Here is a 22,066-nt window from a genome sequence, read left to right as displayed (position 1 = left end):
CTCACAAGTGTCCGATTTCGGACCATGATGCCACCTGGAGGTGAACATCACACGGCTTGCAGGAGCTCGATCCGGTTGCCCACGGGGTCCGTCACGTAGATCCGGCGGTAGCCGGGGAAGAGGTCGTCGGGCAGCGCGCCGGGGATCCTGGCGGCGTAGGCGTCGACGTCCTCGACCAGGAAGGCCGGGTGGGCCTTGCGGGCGGGCCTGAAGTCGTCCTCGATGCCGAGGTGGATCTCCACGCCGTCGCCGCGGAACCACGCGCCGCCGCGCTTGGCCAGCTCCGGCGGTTTGGGGACCTCGGTCAGGCCGAGCACGTCGCCGTAGAAGGCACGCAGCTCGGGTTCGCTGCCCTTGGGCGCGGCCAGTTGCACGTGGTGCAGGGCTTTGATCGTCATCTGCGGGGTCTCCTCAGCTTGTCTCCGGGCCATCAGTTATTTCTGGGCCACCACGAAGATTCGGCGGAAGGGGAAGGGGGTGCCGTAGCTTCTGGCCGGGTAGGCCTCGGCGAGCGGCCCGGCCAGGTCGGCCTTGAACCGCCGCTGCTCCTCCGGGTCGAGCCGGTCGAAGATCGGGCGCAGGGCCGTGCCGGACACCCAGTCGAGGACCGGGTTCTCGCCCTGGAGCAGGTGCACGTACGTGGTCTCCCAGGCGTCCACCTGGCAGCCGCCGTCGTTGAGGAAGTCGAGATACTGGATCGGGTCGTCCACCGGGTTGGCCCTGTTGAGGTCGCTGAGCCGGTCGGACCAGGCGCGGGAGGCGCACAGCTCGCGGATCGCGACGTGGCTCGGGGCGTCGAAGTTGCCCGGCACCTGGAAGGCCAGCCAGCCGCCGGGGGCGAGCTCCTCCAGCCAGTGTTCGAGCACGCCGTGGTGGGAGGGCACCCACTGCAGGACGGCGTTGGAGACGATCACGTCCATGGGGCGGTCGGGGTGCCAGGTGTCGACGTCGGCCACGGCGAAGTGCACCGAGCTGGTGAGCTTGCGGGCCTTGGCGATCATCGCGGGCGAGGCGTCGAAGCCCTCGACGGTGGCGCCGGGCCAGCGTTCGGCCAGCATGACGGTGAGTTCGCCGCTGCCGCAGCCGGCGTCCACGACATAATCGGGAGCCACCGCACCGACTCTGGACATCAGCTCGATGAACGGCCGCGACCGCTCGTCGGCGTAGACGGCGTAGGTCACCGGGTCCCAGATATCTCTTGACATAGAGATAATTGATATCGAGAGAGATATCTCGATGTCAAGACAGTAGACTCTGTGTCATGACGCCACAGGATGACGAGGTCGACCGGCTGGTCGCGGCATGGCGGATCGAGCGGCCCGATCTCGACGTCGAGCCCCTCCAGGTCCTCTCCAGGGTGTCACGGCTGGCCAAACATCTCGACCGCGCCAGGCGGGCGGCGTTCGCCGAACATGATCTGGAACCTTGGGAGTTCGACGTGCTCACCGCGTTGCGGCGGGCCGGGAAGCCGTACGAGCTGAGCCCCGGGGCCCTGTTGCGGGCCACACTGGTGACGTCCGGCACGATGACCAACCGCATCGACCGGCTCGCTCAGGCGGGGCTGGTGCGGCGACGGCCCGACCCCGAGGACCGGCGCGGCGTGCTGGTGTCGCTGACGGACACGGGGGTGGCGCGGGTGGACGCGGCGTTCGCCGACCTGCTCCGGCGTGAGCGCGACCTGCTCTCCGGCCTCCCACCCGCCGACCAGCGCTCCCTCGCCGCCCTCCTCCGCCTGCTCCTCGCCCCCTTCGACTCCCCCCAATAGCCCCTTTACGTACGCACGATCGTCCGGCGTGGGCGGCGGCGGGCGTCCCCCGTCCGGGGATGGTCTCAGAGCCCCGGCGTCGGGCGGCGGTTCCGGCAGGGGCGGCGGCGAGCGGTTGCGTGCGGCTCTGTTCTGCCAGGTGCTGCGGTTCCGCGGTTCCGCTCTTCTGCGGGGTTTGATGCGGTTTCGTGTTTGCGCGGGGTCCTGGCGTGCCGACGTCAGCGGGCGTTGGTCCGAGGTGGGTCGGCGGGACTGGCCCCCATGGACCTCGCCGGCCTGCGGCGGAGGCCGGCCCGTCGGCCACTGGCCTTGCGCGCCGCGCCCGCGACGGCTCCAGGCCGGTCCGCTGACGCCGCCTCTGCGGCAGCCGTCGAACCGGCGCGAACCCTCGCGTACGAGAGCGTGCGGGGGTCAGTCGCCGAGGCGGTCGGCCACTTCGAGCCATTCCGCCTCGACGGTGTCCTTCTGAGCCAGGACGTCGCGTAGCTGGGCATCAAGGGAGCCCAGCTTGGCGTAGTCGCTGGCGGCTTCGGCCATGGCGGCGTGGAGGCGGGCCTCCTGGTCGCCGAGCTTGTCGAGCTGACGTTCCAGGCGGTTGAGTTCCTTGCGGAGCTCGCGTTCCTCCTTGGCCGACAGCCCCGTCTCCGGCTGCGCGCCGGACGAAGCCGCGGCAGGGGCCGAAGCGCCGGACGCCGGGGCAGGCGCGCTGCCGATACGGGCGGTCACCGCCGTGCCGGCGCTGCGGCGTTCGAGGTATTCGTCGACCCCGCCCGGCAGCATCACCAGCTTGCCGTCACCCAGCAGGGCCACGCACCGGTCGGTCACCCGCTCCAGGAAGTAGCGGTCGTGGCTCACCAGGATCAGCGTGCCGGGCCAGCCGTCCAGCAGGTCTTCGAGCTCGTTGAGCGTCTCGATGTCGAGGTCGTTGGTGGGCTCGTCGAGGAGCAGCACATTGGGGTCGTCCATCAGCAGGCGCAGCAGTTGCAGCCGCCGTCGCTCGCCGCCGGACAGGTCGCCGATGACCTTCCACTGCGCATCGCCCTTGAAGCCCAGACGCTCCAGCAGCTGGGACGCCGTCCACTCCCGCTTGCCCAGCTGGAGGTACTTGCGGATCTCCTCCACCGACTCCAGCACCCGCCGCGACGGGTCGAGCTCGGTCAGCTCCTGGGACAGATGCGCCAGACGTACGGTCTTGCCCCGGATCACCCGGCCCGAGTCCGGTTGGACGCTGTCGGCGAGCAACCGCAGCACCGACGACTTGCCCGACCCGTTAACGCCGATCAGGCCGATCCGGTCGCCCGGCCCGAACTGCCACGTGCAGTGATCGAGCACCAGCGGCCCGTCGCCGGGGCCGCCCGCGTGCAGGGTGACGTCTTCCAGGTCGTAGACGGTCTTGCCGAGCCTGGCCGCGGCGAACCGCATCAGTTCGACGGTCTCCCGCGCCGGCGGCTCGTTCGCGATCAGGGCCTGCGCGGCCTCGATCCGGAACTTCGGCTTGGACGTGCGGGCGGGCGGACCGCGTCGCAGCCAGGCGATCTCCTTGCGCATGAGGTTCTGGCGGCGTTCCTCGGCCGCCTGGGCGATGCGCGCGCGCTCGGCCTTGGCCAGCACGTACGCGGCGTAGCCGCCCTCGTAGCGCTCGACCCGGCCGTCGACGACCTCCCACGTGCGGGTGGAGACGGCGTCGAGGAACCAGCGGTCGTGCGTCACGACCAGCAGGGCGCTCTTCCTGGCCGCCAGATGGGCGGCAAGCCAGGCGATCGCCTCGATGTCGAGGTGGTTGGTGGGCTCGTCGAGCATGACCAGGTCGTGGTCGTCGATGAGCAGACGGGCCAGCGCCGTACGCCGGCGCTCGCCGCCGGACAGCGCGGCGGCCTTGGCGCTGAGGTCGAGGTCGCCGATCAGGTTCGCCAGGATCTCGCGGACCTGCTGGTCACCTGCCCATTCGTGCTCAGCCCTGTCCCCCAGGACGAGCTGGCTCACGGTGGCCTCGGGGTCGAGGGTGTCCTGCTGGGACAGGAACCCGACCCGCAGCCCGCGCGTGTGGGTGACCCGGCCGCTGTCGGGACGCACATCACCGGCGATGACCGACATCAGGGTCGTCTTGCCGCCCCCGTTGCGGCCGACGACGCCGATGCGCTCCCCGGCCTCGATGCCCAGGGAGACGTCGCTGAGGAGCGGCTTGGGCCCGTAGGCGTGAGAGACCGACTCAAGGTTGACCAGATTCATGACGTGTCCAGGGTATCGGTCCCCTCAACCGCTTCCCGACGCCCTCGACGTCCCTTGATCGTCTACGGGCCGGGGATTGCCGGACCTGATGCCCGCCTTGAGTGCCCAGCTCACGTCCATCTGCTGTTCGCGTCGTCCCCGCCCGATGGAACGTCGGCCCTCACGCGATGTGAAGGTGCACGCGATGCCGGGCACCCCGCACCACCTCCCGCCGTGACCAGCAGATCCGTACGGGCCAGACCCCCGTACCCCACGGCTGTTCAGTACGGATGCCGGTGGCTGAAGCGCGGATGATGACGGCGTCAACCATCAGCCCTCGGCCCCTCAGCGACCGCCGCCGCCTCAACACGAACCGCAAACCAACGCCTGAAGCCGAGGTATTTGGCCGCAACGTCGGATCTCCGTGCCGCCCGCCATGCCGCCCGCCATGCCGCGCACCGTGCCGTCCGCCGTGCCGTCCGCCGTGCCGTCCGCCGTGGCGGGCCCAGCGGGGCGGCCCCGTGCGGGGCCGGCGTGGCGGTGGTCGTTGGGGCGCTGGAGGCGCGGGGGGTGTCGTCAGAGGTCAGAGCAGGGTGGCGCCGGTTACGGGGCCGTGGGCGGCGACCGTGGTGGTGGCGGCGCCTGTGGCGGTGAGGCTGTTGGCGAGGTCGCGGGCGTGGGTGGCGTCGATGGCCAGGAAGGCGCAGGTGGGGCCGGAGCCGGAGACGATCGCGCCCAGCGCGCCGTGCTGGCGCCCGCTGTCGAGGGTCGTGGCGAGCTCGGGACGGAGGGCCAGAGCGGCGGCCTGGAGGTCGTTGCTCAGATGGGCGCCCAGGGCGTACGCGTCGCCAGTGCCGAGGGCCTCGATGAGTGGGGCGTCGAGCTCGGGCCAGGGAACGCGGGCGTTCGAAGCCTCGCGCTGACGGTCGCATTCCGCGTAGACCTTGGCGGTCGAGAGGCCGCCGTCGGCCAGCGCGAACACCCAGTGGAACGTGCCGCCCGTGGGCAGCTCGCTGAGCTGCTCGCCGCGGCCGGTGCCGACCGCCGTGCCGCCGAGCAGCGAGAACGGTACGTCGCTGCCCAGGTCTCCGGCGATCTCCATGAGGTCCTCGAAGGGCAGGCCGAGCCCCCAGAGCTCGTTGCAGGCCACGAGGGCCCCCGCCGCGTCGGCACTGCCGCCCGCCATGCCGCCGGCGACCGGGATGGCCTTCTCGATGATCAGGTCGGCGCCGTACGAGCGGCCCGCGTGCTTGGCGAGGGCGCGGGCGGCGCGGATGGCGAGGTTGTCGTCGTCGACGGGCACCTGGTCGGACCATCTGCCGTTGACCGTGACGGTGATCGACTCGGCCTCCTTCGCGACCACCTCATCGAAGATCGACACTGCGTGGAAGACATTGACCAGGTCGTGGTAGCCATCTTCCCGGAGCGGGCCGACTGAAAGCTGCACGTTGACCTTCGCGGGCACACGTACGGTCACCGAACTCATCGATCTTCTGCCACTTTCATCGCTTGCCGGGGTCAAGGACACTCGATGTTATCGGGGTGGGGTGCGCTGACATGCGGTTCTCGGAATTAGACGTGTGAGATGGCCGACTGCGGGCCACGCAGAGTGAGGTTCGTCCTCCTTTCGGTCGGTCAGGTGGTCATACGCCGACATTGCCGTCTTTCCGCCACGCCTTTCTTCGCGCCGACCTTCTCCCCGGAACGGCGCCTTGGGATGCTGAGAGGACTACTTGATGGGGAGGTGCTCGTGTCCGAGGTGACGGTTGTCGAGGTGCCGCAGTGGCGGGGGTCCGGGGCTCGTACGGCTGAACGGCTGCGTGAGGGGGCTCGGCTGGTTGCGGAGATGGTGGACGCCGATCGTCGGATTCAGGTCGAGGTCGATGACGATGATCTGGTGGTCACTGCCTCCAGGGTTCGGGCGGCGGTCGCCGAGGCTGGGTGGGACGGGCTTCTGGTCACCGCGGGCGGGGACTGCGGGGTCGAACTGGAGCCGGTGGCGGCGGCGCGGCGGAGGTTCGGGGATGGGCTGGTCGTCGTCTGGTTCGATGCGCATGGGGATCTGAACACGCCGGAGTCGTCGCCGTCGGGGGCCTTTCATGGCATGGTCCTGAGGGCGTTGACCGGTGTAGGGCCCGATGGGCTGGTGGCCGGGCAGCCGGTCGGGGCCGGGCAGGTCGTGCTGGCGGGGGTGCGTGATCTGGATCCGGCTGAGGTCGCGTTCGTCGAGGCTCGGGGTGTGCGGTGGGTGCGGGCGGCGGATGTGGAGGCTCTGGTCGAGGCTGTTGGTGCTGCTGCAGCGGGGGGCGCGGAGCGGACGGCTGTCTATGTGCATGTCGACTTCGATGTGCTTGATCCGCAGATCTTCGGGAGCGTGGGGTCTCCTACGCCTGACGGGTTCCGGCCTGAGGAGCTTGTGGAGCTGGTGAGGGCCGTTGCGGAGCGGTTCGAGGTGGTGGGGTTGGGGCTCATGGAGTACGAGCCGGCGGGGGCTGAGGATCAGGCGTTGCTCGCGTCGGTGGTGAAGGAGTTGGTGGCGGTCTGCGCCGGGCGGTAGGTGGCGTTCACGGTGGCGTCCAGGGTGGATGGCCGCCTGCCGGGGGCGCGTCGTCAGCAGTTGGTGGCGCCCGGGATGGCGGGCGCCCTGGTTGACGGGCGGCCAGAGTTGGCTGGCGCCCATGGTTGTTGGACGTCCGGAGGTGGTGGACGTCTGGAGGTGGGTGGCCGGGGAGGACATTCCGGAGGGACGTCCGGAGGGGGCGGGCTTCCGGGGGTCAGGTGGGGCGGATGGTTCCTCGGTAGGCGGTTCGGTAGTAGGCGGAGTTCAGGAAGTTGGTTCTTCGGACTACGTCGCCGGTTCGGGGGGCGTGGATCATGATGTTGTCGCCCAGGTAGAGCGCTACGTGGGTGGGGTCGCCGGTGCCGCCGAAGAAGAGGAGGTCGCCCTTGCGCCTGGAGGCGAGGGGGACTCTGCGGCCCTGGCGGAACTGGGTGCCGGTGTAGTGGGCGAGCCTCACTCCGGCTTTCGACCAGGCGTAGAGGGTGAGGCCGCTGCAGTCGAAGCCTCTTGTGTTCGCGCCGGTGCCCACTCCGATGGTGGGGCCTCTTGAGGAGCCGCCGCCCCACGAGAACGAGACGCCCAACTGGGTGAGGGCTGCTGCGGCTGCGATTTCGCCCTTGTGCTTCGGGCGCTTTCTGGGTTTCTTCGGCTTCGGTTTCTTGGGGTGGTGGGGGGCCGGGCAGCGGGTGGTGGCGGTTGCCTTGGCGCCGGCGGCGGGGATGGTGATGGTGGCCCTGAGGCATGGAGTGGGGGTGGCTCTGGCGGGGGCGGGGTGGGCTCCTGTGGCGGTCAGGAGGCCGCTGCTGAGGATGATCGACAGTTGGGTGATGTGGTGGCGGGTGCTCATCGGTGGCTCCTTCGTCGTGATGAGGGACGGGAGCCAGGATCACGTGGGTGGCCCAGGAGCGGAGGGGCCGAACGGGGTTCTGTGGACAGGTGGGTATTGCGCGTCTTGGGGTTGTGGACAACCGGCTGGTGTCGGGGGGCTCGCTGCGAGGCACCTGAGAGGTGTGCGGGCCCAGGAGGGAGACTCTGTGGGCCGAGGTCGGACGCGGGCGGGCTCGCGGGCGGGCTCGCGGGCGTGACGCCTCGGGCTGTAGGAACCCTGAGGTTTCAGGTGGCGAGCCCCGAGCCGTGACGTGGTGAGGCTCTGACGTCGGTGCGGCGCTGGAGCGCTCGGGGTGAAGGGCCGTGAGGTGGCGGAGCCCCCAAGAGTCGCGGGACGCCAAAGCCCTGGGGGGTGAGGGGGTGCTCTGGTGGGCTTTGAGGGTGGGGGTTGGGTTAGGGCTTCTGTTCGGCTATTCGGGCGAAGGAGTCGATGGTGAGTTGTTCGCCTCTGGCCGAGGGGTCCACGCCGGCCGCTCTCAGTGCTGTTTCCGCCTGGGACGGGCTGCCGGCCCAGGACGCCAGCGCCGCCCTCAGGGTCTTGCGGCGCTGGGCGAATGCGGCGTCCACGACGGCGAAGACCTCTTCCCTGGTGGCCGTGGTGGCGGGGGGTTCGCGGCGGGTCAGGGAGACCAGGCCGGAGTCGACGTTGGGGACGGGCCAGAACACCGTACGGCCGACCGGGCCCGCCCGGCGTACGTCGGCGTACCAGGCGGCCTTGACCGACGGCACGCCGTACACCTTGGAGCCGGGACCGGCGGCGAGGCGGTCGGCCACCTCCAGTTGCACCATGACCAGGCCCTTGCGCAGCGAGGGCAGTGTCTCCAGGAGGTGGAGCACCACGGGGACGGCAACGTTGTACGGCAGGTTGGCCACCAGGGCCGTGGGGTCGTGACCGGCGAGGTCGTCGAGGGAGATCTTCATGGCGTCGGCGTTGACGACCGTGAGCCGGTCGGACGGGCCGCGCTCGGCGACGGTGAGGGGCAGTTGGGTGGCCAGGACCGGGTCGATCTCGACGGCCACCACGTGCGCGGCCTCGGGAAGGAGCGCCAGGGTGAGCGAGCCGAGGCCGGGCCCGACCTCGATGACCACGTCGTCGGCCGACAGGTCGGCCACGCGGACGATGCGCCGGACGGTCCCCGCGTCGATCACGAAGTTCTGGCCTAGCTTTTTCGTGGGGCGAAGATCTAGCTTGTTCGCCAAAATACGTATTTCTGCAGGGCCCAACAGCCTCATCATCCAACCAGTCTCCCGCATCGAAGAACCTGCGATGGCGGATGGGGGAGACCTAAGGAGAGGATGGCGTGGAACAGGAAGGGACGTCCCTGATGGAGCCAACGGGCGCCGCGCCGCTCCGTCCGACCGATCTGCGGGAGATCGGGCCCTACCGCCTGCTCGGACGGCTCGGCGAAGGCGGCATGGGGACCGTCTTCCTGGCCAGGGCCCCGACGGGGCGGTTCGTCGCGCTCAAGGTGGTGAAGGCGGAGTTCGCCAACCAGGAGGGGTTCGCCGCCCGCTTCCACGCCGAGGTGGACAACGCGCGCCGGGTGGCGTCGTTCTGCACGGCTCAGGTGCTCGACAACGGCAACACCGGGGACGGACGCCCGTACATGGTGACCGAGTACATCGCGGGCACTCCCCTTTCCGACCAGATCGTGACTTTCGGGGCGCTCGACCCGGGGCCGCTGCACGGCGTGGCGCTCGGGGTCGCCGCGGCGCTGGCGGCGATCCATGTGGCCGGGCTGGTGCATCGGGATCTGAAGCCGGCGAACGTCATCCTGTCGTTGTCCGGGCCGCGGGTGATCGACTTCGGGATCGCCAGGGCGCTGGACCGGGAGACCGGGTTCACGCTCTCCGGGGAACTGCTGGGCAGCCCCGGGTGGTGGGCTCCTGAGCAGGTGCGGGGTGAGCTGGTGTCCCCGGCGGCGGACATCTTCGCCTGGGGGTGCCTGGTGGCGTACGCGGGCAACGGGCGGCATCCGTTCGGGCGGGGCGATCCCATCACGATGGCGACCCGCGTGCTGAACACGCCGCCCGAGCTGGGCGCGCTTCCCGCGCCGCTCAACGAGCTGGTACGCCGTGCCACCGCCATGGATCCCGCCCATCGGCCCACGGCCCAGGAGCTCCTGATCGCGCTGGTGGGCGGGAGCACTCCGTCGATCGCCGACAATCCGCCCACGTTGGTCGCCACCGAGATGCTGACCGACTGGGAGCCGCCGCAGAACGTCGTGGACGAGCCGGACATCACGGCCACGTTCACCACCCCGCCGCCGAGCGACGCCACGGGCGCGCGCAACCCCGGCCCCGGGAGTGCCGCGGGTTCGGGAAGGGTTTCAGGGCCCGGAGCGGGCTCGGGGCCCGGAGGAGGCTCGGGGCCCGGAGGCGGGGCAAGAGGCGGGGCAGGAGCGGGCTCAGAGCCCGGAGCAGGGCCAGGGCCCGGAGCAGGTGCAGGTCCCGGAGCGGGGGCGGCGCGGCCAGGAGCGGGGGCGGGGCGGCCCAAGGTGCCCGGGGCGTTCGGGGCGGGTGCCGGGTCCGATGTTCGGAACGCTTCTGGAGGGGCCGCCGACTTAGCGGGCGGGCAGGCGGGGGCGCGGCAGGCGTCCCCGGAGGAGCTGGCGCGGCGCGAGGAGCAGGCCGCCCGCGAGGAGCTGGCGCGCTGGGAGGCCGAGGCGCAGGCCCGCCGCCAGGAGCAGGAGCGCCAGCTTGAGCAGGCCCGCCAACTGGCACGCAGGCAGGCCGCCTCGGGCGGCCAACCGGCACGGCCCCGACCGACCGCCGAGTCCCGGCCCCCCACCGAGTCGCAGCCTCCCACCGATTCCCGGCCCCCCAACCAGTACCGGCCAACCGCCGACGCCCCCGGGGCCCGGCCGACCCCCGAGACCCGACCCGCCACCGATACCCGGCCCGCCACCGAGTCCCGGCCCTTCACCGGCTCCCGATCCGCCGCCGAGCATCGATCCGCTGCCGGCTCCCGGTCGGTTGACGGGTCCTGGAGCGGCGGGGGCACGGACCCGGGCGCCCTGACGTACGCCCCCGACGAACCGGACACGCTGGGCGGCACCCGTACGAAGGGCACCCGCTGGCTGATCGCCGCCGCGGCCGCCGTCCTGGCGATCGTGGTCACCGTCACCGTCCTGATCGTGAACTCCGGCCGCGACTCCTCCTCCGTCGCCACCTCCAACACCCCCTCCAAGGCCGTGACGAACCCGCGTGCGGGCGACGTGGGCCGCAGGTTCGCGCTGGGCGGGAACTTCGACGACCCGGTCGTGGTCGTGCCGGAGGCGCCGGAGTGCGGGCTGAAGGAGTTCGAGGGGCAAACCACCACGAAGGGGCAGCTCTGCGTGGTCCACTGGACCGTGATCAATCCAGGCGGTGAACCCCGCCGGCTCGTCCGGCCGGTCGTCACCATGGTCGACGACAAGGGCGGCGAGCACGCCCCCGCCCCGGTCACCCTGCCCCCGGCCCTCCAGCCGGGCGGACGGGTGGACGGCGCCTTCGTGTTCGACCTGGCGCCTTATCGCAGGCCCGTGAAGATGTCCGCGACCGTGCTGGAGAACGGCCGACAGATCGAGGTCGCCCTGTGAGCCCCGTCCGAACGCTCCCCGCCGGCGCATTCAAGGCGGTGGCGATGGCCGTCCTGCTCGCCGCCGGCGGCGTCCTGGCACCGGCGCCCGCCGCCGCGTCGGCGGCGGCCTGCGCCGGAGCGGCCGACTTCGACGGTGACGGCGCGGACGACGTGGCCGTGGGCGACCCGTTCGGCGACGGGCAGAAGGGGTCGGTCCACCTGCTGTCGGGGGCCAAGGTGACCCCTGTCGCCGTGCCGGGGCCGGTCAAGGGGGACGGGCTGGGCTGGGCCGTACGGATGGCCGACGTCAACGGCGACTCCTGCGCCGACCTGCTGATCGGCGCCCCCTTCGCGGACGTGGACGGCGAGCAGGACGCGGGCAGCGTCTACGTCGTCTACGGCGGCAAGGCGGCGCCCCCGCAACGCCTGACCGCCCCGCAGCCGCAGCGGTTCGCGCACTTCGGCTGGTCGCTGGCGGCCAGGGGCGGACTGACGGCGATCGGCGCGCCCTACGAGGACGACGGCCAGATCGAGGACGCCGGAGCCGTCTACGTGCGCCAGGGCTCGGGCGCGTTGCGCCGGATCAGCCAGGAGACCGTGGACGTGCGCGGCAACAGCGAGGTCGGCGACCAGTTCGGCTGGTCGCTGGCGATCGGACCGCGCAACGGCCTGGTCGTGGGCGTCCCGTACGAGAACGACGACGGCGCGGGACGGCAGGTCCAGGCCGGCAAGATCGACTCGGGGTCGGTGGTCTTCATCGACGACGTGCTGGCTCCCCGGATCGTGAGCCTGAAGCTCGACTCGCCCACCAAGGCCTCCGGCGACCGGTACGGCTACGCGGTCGCCTACGCCGAGGGCAACGGTTACGCGGTCAGCGCGCCCGGCCCCGGTTACGTGCAGCTCCTCGACCCGGCCAGGAAGCAGACCAGGATGCTGAAGCAGGGCGGCAGGCAGGCGTTCGGCTTCTCCATGGCGGCCTCGTCGGACGGCAGGCTGGCCGTCGGCGCGCCCTACGGCGGCGGCGTCCAGGTGTTCTCGTGGAAGAACCCGGCCGACGACCGGAAGCTCGCCACGGCCGAAGGGCTGTTCGGCTGGTCGGTGGCCTTCAGCGGGAACAAGCTCTTCGTGGGCCAGCCGGACGGGCCGCCGTACGGGAAGGTCGCGGTGGCGCCGCGCAACGCCGACGACGTGCAGTCGGTGCAACCCCCCAAGGGCACCGACTTCGGCACCTCACTGGCCGGGTGAGCGGGCCGGCGAGCGGGCCCCGCTGAACGAGCCGGGCCCCCGGCACGGCCCCGGCGTGGGCGGCACGGCCCCGGCGTGGGCGGCACGGCCCCGGCGTGGGCGGCAGGGGCCCGGCGTGGGCGGCAGGGGCCCGGACACAGTGGCGTCAGGTGAACAGGCGGTCGCCGCAGTTGGGCCACTGGGTCTGCCACCGGCCGCCGACCCGCTGGTAGAGCAGCTGCGCCCGGTAGGTCTGCTCCTCCTCCGGCCAGGCGCTCGGCAGGCCGACGCCGCCGACCGCCTGCCAACTGGGCAGGCTGAACTGGTACATCCCGTAGTAGGGGCCGTCGGGGTTGTACGCCTGGGGGTCGCCACGCGCCACACAGTCGGCCAGCGCCCGCCAGTCGAGCCGGGTCACCTCCCACGGGATCTGTACGGCTCGCGGCGGCATGACCGTGATGACCGTCCCGTCCTCGGGGAAGCTGCCGAGCGGCGGACGCACCATGGACCCGCGCCGGACGACGACGCGCTCCTGCCTGAGCACCTGCCGGACGGTACGCGCCGTGGTACGCGCGGCGAGCCGGGTGGCGCCCGCGACCACGTAGACCCTGCGCTCGGTGTAGGCCGTGAGCGACATGCCCGACAGCGGCACCGGGCGGCCGGGCGGCGCGGACAGGCTGCCGGCCGCCGCCTCGACGTCGAGCTCGGCCAGGACGTCCCGGACGTTGGTGGCGGTGACCAGGTGGGTCGTGGTGTGGCCGTCGAGGGTCAGCGTGACCAGGCGGGCGTGGCGCACCTCGATGGTGGAGCCGTCGGCGACGGCCTCGCTCAGCGCGGGACGCACGACGTCGCCCTGCCCCACGGACACGCCCGCCTCGCCGAGCGCGTCGGCCACCCGCGCGGCGAAGCCGCGGATCGCGACCGGCGTGCCGTCGACGACCACGACGACGTCCTTGACCAGGTACGAAGCCGCGACCAGCAGGCCGGCGGCCAGCGTACCCACGACGCACACCACCGGCGTCCACGGAGAACGCCAGGGGATCCGCGGACGCGGCGCACGCCTCCTGCCTCGCACGAACCACCTCCGGAAACGGCCAGGGACCGCCCGAACGCTAGCGGCGGCCGCGCGCCCGCCTCCGCCGCTTCACGAAAACCAGCGAAAAGCAGCACCGAAAGATGGTCACCACTCGCCGAAGACCGTGACTCCGTTGGTGCTGATCGCCGCGCACAACTCGTCCGGATGGACACCCTTGACCTCGGCGAGGCAGCGCAGCGTGAGCGGGATGAGGTAGGGGGCGTTGGGCTTGCCCCGGTACGGGACCGGCGGCAGGTACGGGGCGTCGGTCTCGACGAGCATGAGCTCCATCGGGGCGACGGCGGCGGCCTCGCGCAGGTAGCCGGCGTTCTTGTAGGTGACGGGACCGGAGAAAGACATGAAATATCCGGCTTCCGCGCACTTTTTCGCCATTTCGGCGTCGCCTGAGTAGCTGTGGAACACCACCCTGTCCGGCGCCCCCTGCTCGGCCAGCACCTTCAGGACGTCGTCGTGCGCGTCCCGGTCGTGGATGACCAGTGCCTTGCCGGTGCGCTTGGCGATCTCGATGTGCGCGCGGAAGCTCGCGTGCTGGTCGTCCTTGCCGGCCCAGTCGCGGAAGTAGTCGAGGCCCGTCTCCCCCACCGCCCGGACGTCGGCCCGCCCGGCCAGCGCCTCGATCTCGGCCAGCACCTCGGGGGTCGCCTCGTGGGCCTCGTTGGGGTGGATGGCGACCCCGGCGTACACGCCTTCCTGCTCGGCCGCCACCTCGGCGTTCCACCGCGAGGAGGGCAGGTCGTACCCGATGGTGACGAGCCTGGTCACGCCGACCTCGCGCGCGTCGCGCAGGATGGACCGTACGGTGGCCGACGCCGCCTGGGCGGCCTGGGCCACCGGGTCGCCCGAGGACGCCTGCCTGTTGCCGACCATGATGTCCAGGTGGCAGTGGCTGTCGAACACCGGTGCGGAAAGCGGCTCGGGCGCGGCGGGAATCTTGCTCACGCATCTAAAGTAGCCTCCATGCGCTTCGGCATTCTCGGCAGCACCCGGGCATGGGACGCGGCCGGCGTCGACGTACCCCTGGGTGGTCCGGCCAGGCGCGCGCTGCTGGCGTTGCTGCTCGTCCGGCCGGGCGAGATCGTCAGCCAGGACCGCCTCGTCGACCTCCTGTACGGCGACCGCTCGCCGAAGAACGCCCAGCACGCCCTGCACTCCCAGGTCTCCCGCCTGCGGGGCGACGGGATCCCGGTCGAGCTGACCCCCGCCGGCTACCGGCTGCCGGTGGCCCCCGACGACCTCGACGCCGGCCGTTTCCTGCACCTCGCCGACACCGGCCGCGCCGCCCTCCTCGGCCACCACCCCGCCGACCGGGCGAACGCCGCCAGAGCCGACACCGTCAGAGCCGACACCGTCAGAGCCGACACCGACCGGGCCGACACCGACCGGGCCGACGCCGGCCCGGCCGAGATCGACAGAGCCCACGCCGTGCTGGCCGGGAAGTTGTTGCGGGAGGCGCTGGCCCTCTGGCGGGGGCCCGCCTTCGCCGACCTCGACCCCGTGCACGGCGCGCCGCTGGAGGAACGCCGTCTGGCCGCGCTGGAGGACCGCATCGAGGCCGACCTGCGCTGCGGCGGCCACCAGGGCGTCATCCCCGAGCTGGGCGAGCTCGTCCAGCGCCACCCCCTGCGCGAACGGCTGCGCGGCCAGCTCATGCGGGCGCTGCGCGCCGACGGCAGGCCGGCCGAGGCGCTGGTGCTCTACGAGGAGACCCGGCGGCTGCTGGCCGAGGAACTCGGCGCCGACCCCTCCCCCGAACTCGCCGCCCTGCACCGATCTCTCCTGCGCGGCGCGACCAGCCCGCCCCCGTCCCTGCCCCCGCCCCCGCCCCCGGCTCCGGCTCCGGCTCCGGCGTCGGCGTCCCGGGTCGTGACGGGCACAGCGGCGGTGCCGCTGCCCGGCAGGCTCACCAGCTTCGTCGGCCGCGACGGCGACCTGGCCGAGGTCCGGGCGCTGCTGGCCGCCGCCCGTCTCGTCACGCTGCTCGGCCCCGGCGGCGCGGGCAAGAGCCGGCTGGCGGTCGAGCTCGCCAGGGACCACCGCGACGCCGTCCTGGTCGAGCTGGCTCCGCTCGGCCCTGGGGCCGACCTCGCGCGAGCGGTCCTCGCCGCGCTGGGCGTACGCGACGGCGCGCTGCTGGGGGCCGCGGCGCTGGGCGCGTCCGGTGAGCCGGATCCGCTGGCCCGCCTGGTCGCGGTGCTCGCCGATCGGCCGGCCCTGCTGGTCCTGGACAACTGCGAGCACGTCGTCGGCGAGGCGGCGGCCCTGGCCGAGCGGCTGCTGTCGGCGTGCCCGGCGTTACGCGTGCTGGCCACGAGCCGCGAGCCGCTGGCGATCACCCCCGAACACCTGTGGCCGGTACGCCCCCTCACCCCCTCCGACGCCCGCACGCTCTTCACCGACCGGGCCAAAGCCGTACGTCCCGGTTTCACCCCCGGTGAGCCGGTCGAACGCATCTGCGCCGCGCTCGACGGCCTCCCGCTGGCCATCGAGCTGGCGGCCGCCCGCATGCGTACGCACGAGGCCGCCGAGCTGGCCGAACGCCTGGCCGGTCAGGGCCGGTTCAGCCTGCGCGGCAGCCGTACGGCCGACGCCCGGCACCAGACGTTGCGCGCGGTCGTCGCCTGGAGCTGGGAGCTGCTCACCGAGCCCGAACAGGCCATGGCCATGCGCCTGACCGTCTTCTCCGGCGGGGCCACCGCGGCCGCCGCCGCGGCCGTCTGCGGCCTGCCCGAGCACCTGCTCGACTCGCTGGCCGACAAGTCGCTCCTGGAGGTGTCGGGCGGCCGCTACCGCATGCTGGAGACGATCCGGGCGTTCTGCGCCGACCGGCTCGGCGAGGAGGCCGCGACCTTCCGGCGGGCGCACGCCGCGTATTTCCTGGCCCTGGCCGAGGAGGGCGACCCTCGCCTGCGGGGCGCGGAGCAGTTGCCGTGGCTGGCCCGGTTCGCGGCCGACCACGACAACCTCCAGGCGGCGCTGCGCTGGACGGTGGAGCAGGGCGAGGTGGCGCTCGGGATGCGACTGCTGGCCGCGCAGACGTTCTCGCTGTGGATGCGCGGCATGCGCACGGTTCCCGCCAAGGCCGCGGCGGCCCTGCTGGAGGCGGCCGGTCCACGGCCCGATCCCGCGCTGGGGGACGCGTACCTGCTGACCCTGCTCACCGCGGCGAGCGGGCGGCGCGAGCTGTGGGAGCGCCACAAGGACGTCGCCGAGACCATGATCGCGGCGGACGGCCTGCGGAACCCGGTCGTCACCTGCCTGTGGCCGATGGTCACCTCGGCGTCGGTCGACCCCGCCGTCACGATCGCGCTGATCCGGCGCGGCGAGCGCGGCCCCGACGCGTGGGAGACGGCGGCCACCCGGCTGATCTGGGCCTATCCGCGGATGGCGGCGGGCGAGTTCGCCGCCGCCGAGGCGGACCTCAAGGCGGCCCTCCAGGGCTTCCGCGGCCTCGGCGAGCGCTGGGGCTCGGCGATGACGCTCGACGCCCTGGCCTGGCTGGCCAGTACGTGCGGCGACGAGGTCACCGCGCTGGCCCGCACCGAGGAGGCCATCACGCTGGCCGAGCAGCTCGGCGCGGAGGAGGACCTGGCCGACCACTACTGCAACCGGGGCGACTACCGCATCCGGCACGACCTGGCCGGCGCGCGGGCCGACTACGAGCGCGCGGCGGAGCTGGCCGGGCGTACCGGCGGCGCGATCCTGCCGGCGGCCCTGCGCGGCATGGGCGACGTGGCGGTACGCGAGGGCGACCTGGCCCGGGCGCGGGAGCTCTACGAGGATGCGTTGCGCCGGTCCGACCCGGTCTGGGTGAAGACGTCCGGCAACATGGCCCGGCTGCTCGTCGGGCTCGGACGGCTGGCCGCGGCCGAGGGCGACACCGCCGGGGCGCGGGCCTCCTACCTGCGGGCGATGGAGAGCACGGTCACGTCGGGCGCGCTGTCGGAGAGCGTCAGGGCGATCGAGGCGCTGGCGGTGCTGGCCTTCGACGACGATCCGGCGGCCGCGGCCACGCTGCTCGGCGCCGCCGTCGCGATCCGCGGCATCGACGTGCCCGAGGACGAGCACGTCGCCGGGTTGTCGCGGCGGCTGCGCGAGGCGCTGGGCGAGCAGGCGTACGCGGGGGCGCGGCGCGCGGGCGTGCGGCTCTCCCACCGGGAGGCACTCATGCTGGCCGGCGTCCCGGCGGCGGTCATCGACGCCTCCCCCCTGCACTCCCTCGACGACTTCCCGCTCCACGACCCGGCCTGAGCCCCGGGCAAAGAAGGCGGTGAGCGGGGCCGGGGTGGCGGTGAGCGTGGGGTGAGGGGGCGGTGAGCGGGGCCCGGCAGGCTCTCGGGCATGGACATCCTGATCTCCGGCGCGAGCGTCGCCGGCCCCGCCCTCGCCCTCCACCTCCTCCGCTCCGGCCACCGCGTCACCGTCGTCGAGCGCGCCCCCACCCTGCGTGAGGGCGGCTACTCCGTCGACTTCCGCGGCGAGGCGCACATGACCGCGCTGCGCGCCCTCGGCATCCTCGCCGACGTCGAGCGCCTCCAGACGCACATGGGCGACATGTCGTACGTCAACGAGTCCGGCAAGAAGCTCGCCTCCGTGCCCGGCGACCTGTTCTCCGGCGACGTCGAGATCCTCCGCGGCGACCTGGCCCGCATCCTGTACGACGCCACCAAGGACCGCGCCGAGTACGTCTTCGGCGACTCCATCACCTCCCTCGCCCAGGACGCGGACGAGGTGACGGTGACGTTCGAGCGCGGCGCGACGCGCAGGTTCGACCTCGTGGTCGGCGCGGACGGCCTGCACTCCAACGTGCGCTCGCTGGCCTTCGACGCGCCGGAAGAGGCCGTCACCAGCCACCTCGGGCTCTACTGCGCGGTGTTCACCCTCGACAACTACCTGGGCCTCGACCACACGGGCCTGCTCCACAGCACGCCCGGCAAGACGGTCGGCCTCTACAGCGCCAGGAACAACACCGAGGCCAAGGCCATGTTCTACTTCGGCTCACCGCCGCTGGAGCACGACCGCAGGGACGTGACCCGGCAGAAGGAGCTGCTGGCCGAGGCGTACCGGGGGGTCGGCTGGGAGACGCCGAAGCTGCTGCGCAGGATGTGGGACGCGGACGACTTCTACTTCGACTCGACCAGCCAGGTGCACCTGGACTCGTGGTCGCGCGGCCGGGTGGTGCTGATCGGCGACGCCGCCTGCTGCCCGTCGCCGCTGTCGGGCATGGGCACGGGCCTCGCGCTGGTCGGCGCGCACGTGCTGGCGGGCGAGCTGGCCGCGGCCGGCGGCGACCACCGCACCGCGTTCGCCCGCTACGAGCAGGAGGTGCGCGCCTACGCCACCGGTTGCCAGAAGTCGGCCGTGGGCGTCAGCAAGTTCATGGTGCCGGAGAACCGGCTGATGGCCTGGTTCATGAACCAGAACTACAAGATCATGCCGTATCTGCCGTGGAAGGGCGTGATAGCGAAGTCGGTCAGGAAGACCGCCTCCGCCATCACGCTCAAGGACTACGGCCTCAGTCGGCCAGCCGGCCCAGCTCCTCTTCGACGACCTTCTGGTCGAGCTTCTTGAACAGCGGCACGGGCGGCGCGAGCGGGGTGCCCGGCTTGATCGGCCGGTGCTCCCAGCGCGCGGCGCCGTCGTACTCGCCGGTGATGACGGGGTAGGGGGTGCCGCCGTCTTCGTCGACCTCGCGGATCTCCGGCATGCCCGACCAGACGCCCTGGCCGCCGAGCATCGAGAAGACCTTGTTGGACGAGCTCGGCAGGAACGGCGTGAGCATCGTCTTGGCGTCGTCGACGACCTGGAGGGCGACGTGGAGGATCGACTTCTGCCGCTCGGTGTCGTCCTTGAGCTTCCAGGGCTCCTGCTCGGCCAGGTATTTGTTGGCCTCGCGGACGACGTCGAACGCCTCGGTGATCGCGTTCTTGAACCGCGACCTGCCCAGCTCGGCGCCCACCGGGGCGAACGCGTTGCGCGAGCGCTCCAGCATGGCCCGGTCGGCGTCGGTCAGGTCGCCGGCCTCGGGCACGACGCCGAAGTTCTTGGACGCCATCGAGATCGACCGGTTGACCAGGTTGCCCCAGGCGGCGACGAGCTCGCCGTTGTTGCGGTTGACGAACTCCTGCCAGGTGAAGTCGGTGTCCTGGTTCTCGGGGCCGGCCACGGCGATGTAGTAGCGAAGGGCGTCGGCGTCGTAACGCGCCAGGAAGTCGCGCACGTAAATTACTACTTGCCTGGAGGAGGAGAACTTCTTGCCCTCCATCGTCAGGAACTCGCTGGAGACCACCTCGGACGGCACGTCGAGCGCGCCCAGCTCGCCGGGCGAGCCGCCGCGTGCGCCGATGCCGCTGTAGCCGAACAACATCGCCGGCCAGATCTCGGCGTGGAAGACGATGTTGTCCTTGCCCATGAAGTAGTAGCCGCGGGCGTCGGGGTTCTGCCACCACTGGCGCCAGGCGTCGGGGTCGCCGGAGCGCCTGGCCCACTCGATGGAGGCCGACAGGTAGCCGATGACCGCGTCGAACCACACGTACAGGCGCTTGTTGGGCTGGTCGCGCCACCCCTCCAGCGGGATCGGCACACCCCAGTCGAGGTCGCGGCTGATCGCGCGGGGCTGGAGGTCGCCGAGCAGGTTGAGGGCGAACTTCAGCACGTTGGGCCGCCACTCGCCCTGCTTGGACTGCAGGTAGGAGCCCAGGACCTCGGCGAAGGCGGGCAGGTCGAGCATGAAGTGCTCGGTCTCGACGAAGACGGGGGTCTCGCCGTTGATGCGGCTCTTGGGGTTGATGAGCTGGATCGGGTCGAGCTGGTTGCCGCAGTTGTCGCACTGGTCGCCGCGCGCGCCGTCGTAGCCGCAGATGGGGCAGGTGCCCTCGATGTAGCGGTCGGGCAGGGTACGGCCGGTCGAGGGCGAGATCGCGCCCATCGTGGTCTTGGGGAAGATGTAGCCGTTGTCGTAGAGGCCCTTGAAGATCTGCTGCGTGACGGCGTAGTGGTTCTTCGTCGTGGTCCGGGTGAACAGGTCGTAGGAGAGCCCGAGACCGGTCAGGTCTTCGGCGATCACCCTGTTGTACCGGTCGGCCAGCTCGCGGGCGCTGACGCCCTCCTTGTCGGCCTGCACCTGGATCGGAGTGCCGTGCTCGTCGGTGCCGGACACCATCAGCACCTTGTTGCCCGCCATCCGCTGGTAGCGGCTGAAGACGTCGGACGGCACGCCGAAACCCGAGACGTGCCCGATGTGGCGGGGGCCGTTAGCGTACGGCCACGCGACGGCGGTCAAGATGTGCTGGGACATGTGCTTAGCCTACGGGGCCCGGCCCCGCTCCTCGTCCAAACCCCCAACCCCCACGCGGAAAGACGGAAGCCGGCGCCGGCACATGGCCGGCGCCGGCTCCCACCGGGACGCGGAGGACCCTAGCTCTTGGACTTCTCCAGGGAGACCGCCTCAGCGGCCTCCTCGGCCGCCTTGGCGGCCACGTCGATCGAGCTCTCCTTGGTACGGCGGATGCCGAGGATGCTGATGAACAGCGAGGCGAAGATCGTCTGGAAGCTCATGACGAGCGCCGTGGCGGCCGGGACCACCATGCGCAGCGACTCGCGCGGGTCGAGCGCGCCGAAGCTGCGCACCTGCCAGTGGACCAGCGACATCACCAGGCCGACCAGACCGGCCAGCGCCAGCAGGCCGCCGACCACGAGGCCCTTCTCCAGGGTGACGATGTCGATGATCTTCCGGATCCGCCGCGACTCGGGCAGGAAGCCCTCCTCGGCCGCGTAGACCTTCGTGAACACCGCGAACAGCGCCGCCTGGAAGCCGATCACGACCAGCGCCGACGACCCGACCAGGGTGTCGACGTCGAAGGCCAGCTCGCCGATCTCCACCGGCCCGAACGTCAGCGCCGTGCCCGCGACCAGGCCGAGGACCATCAGGAACACGCCGGGGTAGAAGAACAGCCACTTGGGGCTGTAGAGCAGCAGGAAGCGCAGGTGGCGCCAGCCGTCGCGCCAGGAGCGCAGGTGGGGCGGGCGGGAGCGGCCGTCGGGCGAGAGCGTGGTGGGCACCTCGCGCACGTCGAGGCCGGACAGCGTGGAGCGGACGACCATCTCGGAGGCGAACTCCATGCCGCCGGTCTGGAGGTGGAGGCGCAGGATCGAGTCGCGCCGGAAACCGCGCAGGCCGCAGTGGAAGTCGCCGATGGCCGACGGGAAGAACAGCCGGCCGATGAACGACAGCACCGGGTTGCCCAGGTAGCGGTGGAGCGGGGGCATGGCCCCGGGGGCGATGCCGCCCTTGAAGCGGTTGCCCATCACGAGGTCGGCGCCGTCGCGGAGCTGCTCGACGAACGGGAGCAACGAGGTGAAGTCGTAGGAGTCGTCGGCGTCGCCCATGATCACGTACTTGCCGCGGGCGGCGCGGATGCCGCCCATGAGGGCGTTGCCGTAGCCCTTCTCGTCGACGTGGACGACACGGGCACCGGCATCACGCGCGAGCTGCTGCGAGCCGTCCGTGCTGCCGTTGTCGGCGATCAGGACTTCCCCTTCGATTCCGTGCTCCTCCATGCACGCCAATGCCTTGCGCACACAGACTTCCACGGTCTCCGCCTCGTTGAGGCAGGGCATGACCACCGTCAGTTCCACGTCTCAACCCTTCAGTAATAAGGCTCTTCCAGTGAACCATCATGCCCTGTGCCCGGCGTGCTCGGGTCAAGACCTAAAAACGACTGGCATTCTTTACAGCATGGTGAGCGTCGCGGAGATTACCCCTGT

General features: G+C 71.7%; 16 protein-coding genes. 6 read left to right on the top strand and 10 right to left on the bottom strand.

Going from position 1 to position 22,066, the window contains the following annotated elements; genetic code table 11:
• Positions 1-47 precede the first annotated feature (47 nt).
• Both ACFYYW_RS25880 and ACFYYW_RS25875 read right to left on the bottom strand, forming a co-directional pair.
• Entirely contained in the window at positions 48-398 is a 351-nt protein-coding gene (locus tag ACFYYW_RS25880) for a VOC family protein (RefSeq protein ID WP_387652256.1), read from the bottom strand.
• A gap of 36 nt (positions 399-434) precedes the next feature.
• Positions 435-1,205, bottom strand: coding sequence for a trans-aconitate 2-methyltransferase (locus ACFYYW_RS25875; RefSeq protein ID WP_352321959.1), 771 nt, complete (start codon positions 1,203-1,205; stop codon positions 435-437).
• Positions 1,206-1,261: 56 nt separating this feature from the next.
• Here ACFYYW_RS25875 and ACFYYW_RS25870 point away from each other — a divergent pair, with 56 nt between their 5' ends.
• The gene (locus ACFYYW_RS25870) at positions 1,262-1,765 is read left to right on the top strand and encodes a MarR family transcriptional regulator (protein ID WP_357974843.1); all 504 of its coding nucleotides are present in this window, start codon (positions 1,262-1,264) and stop codon (positions 1,763-1,765) included.
• 411 nt (positions 1,766-2,176) lie between these two features.
• Here ACFYYW_RS25870 and ACFYYW_RS25865 read toward each other — a convergent pair whose 3' ends face one another.
• Together ACFYYW_RS25865 and ACFYYW_RS25860 are read right to left on the bottom strand one after the other, a co-directional pair.
• A complete protein-coding gene (locus ACFYYW_RS25865) occupies positions 2,177-3,994 on the bottom strand; it encodes an ABC-F family ATP-binding cassette domain-containing protein (protein ID WP_387652253.1) in 1,818 nt (605 codons plus the stop codon).
• A gap of 562 nt (positions 3,995-4,556) precedes the next feature.
• Positions 4,557-5,459 (bottom strand): 4-(cytidine 5'-diphospho)-2-C-methyl-D-erythritol kinase, encoded by a 903-nt coding sequence (locus ACFYYW_RS25860; protein WP_352321954.1) that lies wholly within the window; start codon positions 5,457-5,459, stop codon positions 4,557-4,559.
• A gap of 264 nt (positions 5,460-5,723) precedes the next feature.
• Between ACFYYW_RS25860 and ACFYYW_RS25855 the strand changes: the two genes are divergently transcribed.
• Complete coding sequence (locus ACFYYW_RS25855; protein WP_387652251.1) at positions 5,724-6,530, top strand: arginase family protein; 807 nt, start codon at positions 5,724-5,726, stop codon at positions 6,528-6,530.
• Positions 6,531-6,747: 217 nt separating this feature from the next.
• On the opposite strand, the gene ACFYYW_RS25850 is transcribed toward ACFYYW_RS25855, so the two are convergent.
• A complete protein-coding gene (locus ACFYYW_RS25850) occupies positions 6,748-7,380 on the bottom strand; it encodes an NlpC/P60 family protein (RefSeq protein WP_387652249.1) in 633 nt (210 codons plus the stop codon).
• Between the two features lie 434 nt (positions 7,381-7,814).
• On the bottom strand, positions 7,815-8,675 hold the full coding sequence (gene rsmA, locus ACFYYW_RS25845) for a 16S rRNA (adenine(1518)-N(6)/adenine(1519)-N(6))-dimethyltransferase RsmA (protein WP_387652247.1): 861 nt from the start codon (positions 8,673-8,675) through the stop codon (positions 7,815-7,817).
• Between the two features lie 47 nt (positions 8,676-8,722).
• On the opposite strand from rsmA, the gene ACFYYW_RS25840 reads away from it, so the two are divergent.
• Positions 8,723-11,002, top strand: a complete 2,280-nt coding sequence (locus tag ACFYYW_RS25840; RefSeq protein ID WP_387652245.1) for a protein kinase — start codon at positions 8,723-8,725, stop codon at positions 11,000-11,002.
• Positions 10,999-12,228, top strand: a complete 1,230-nt coding sequence (locus ACFYYW_RS25835) for an FG-GAP-like repeat-containing protein (RefSeq protein ID WP_387652243.1) — start codon at positions 10,999-11,001, stop codon at positions 12,226-12,228. Before ACFYYW_RS25840 ends, ACFYYW_RS25835 begins: the two co-directional genes overlap by 4 nt.
• Positions 12,229-12,373: 145 nt before the next feature.
• Here the strand turns inward: ACFYYW_RS25835 and ACFYYW_RS25830 are convergent, their stop codons facing one another.
• Complete coding sequence (locus ACFYYW_RS25830) at positions 12,374-13,210, bottom strand: ubiquitin-like domain-containing protein (RefSeq protein ID WP_352321945.1); 837 nt, start codon at positions 13,208-13,210, stop codon at positions 12,374-12,376.
• A 177-nt stretch (positions 13,211-13,387) separates the two neighbouring features.
• The gene (locus tag ACFYYW_RS25825) at positions 13,388-14,242 is read right to left on the bottom strand and encodes a TatD family hydrolase (RefSeq protein ID WP_387652241.1); all 855 of its coding nucleotides are present in this window, start codon (positions 14,240-14,242) and stop codon (positions 13,388-13,390) included.
• Between the two features lie 18 nt (positions 14,243-14,260).
• Here ACFYYW_RS25825 and ACFYYW_RS25820 point away from each other — a divergent pair, with 18 nt between their 5' ends.
• Together ACFYYW_RS25820 and ACFYYW_RS25815 are read left to right on the top strand one after the other, a co-directional pair.
• A complete protein-coding gene (locus tag ACFYYW_RS25820; RefSeq protein ID WP_387652239.1) occupies positions 14,261-17,551 on the top strand; it encodes an ATP-binding protein in 3,291 nt (1,096 codons plus the stop codon).
• A 90-nt stretch (positions 17,552-17,641) separates the two neighbouring features.
• The gene (locus ACFYYW_RS25815; protein ID WP_387652237.1) at positions 17,642-18,871 is read left to right on the top strand and encodes an FAD-dependent monooxygenase; all 1,230 of its coding nucleotides are present in this window, start codon (positions 17,642-17,644) and stop codon (positions 18,869-18,871) included.
• Here ACFYYW_RS25815 and metG read toward each other — a convergent pair.
• Together metG and ACFYYW_RS25805 are read right to left on the bottom strand one after the other, a co-directional pair.
• Positions 18,816-20,597, bottom strand: a complete 1,782-nt coding sequence (gene metG / locus ACFYYW_RS25810; RefSeq protein ID WP_387652235.1) for a methionine--tRNA ligase — start codon at positions 20,595-20,597, stop codon at positions 18,816-18,818. The two genes, ACFYYW_RS25815 and metG, sit on opposite strands and share 56 nt — an antisense overlap.
• A gap of 119 nt (positions 20,598-20,716) precedes the next feature.
• The gene (locus ACFYYW_RS25805; protein ID WP_352330688.1) at positions 20,717-21,937 is read right to left on the bottom strand and encodes a glycosyltransferase; all 1,221 of its coding nucleotides are present in this window, start codon (positions 21,935-21,937) and stop codon (positions 20,717-20,719) included.
• Between the last annotated feature and the right edge of the window lie 129 nt (positions 21,938-22,066).

The organism is Nonomuraea sp. NPDC001831 (assembly GCF_042892035.1).
Classification (GTDB): Bacteria; Actinomycetota; Actinomycetes; order Streptosporangiales; family Streptosporangiaceae; genus Nonomuraea.
Note: the sequence above shows the minus strand (reverse complement) of the source record. Positions and strands in the feature narration are given on the sequence as shown.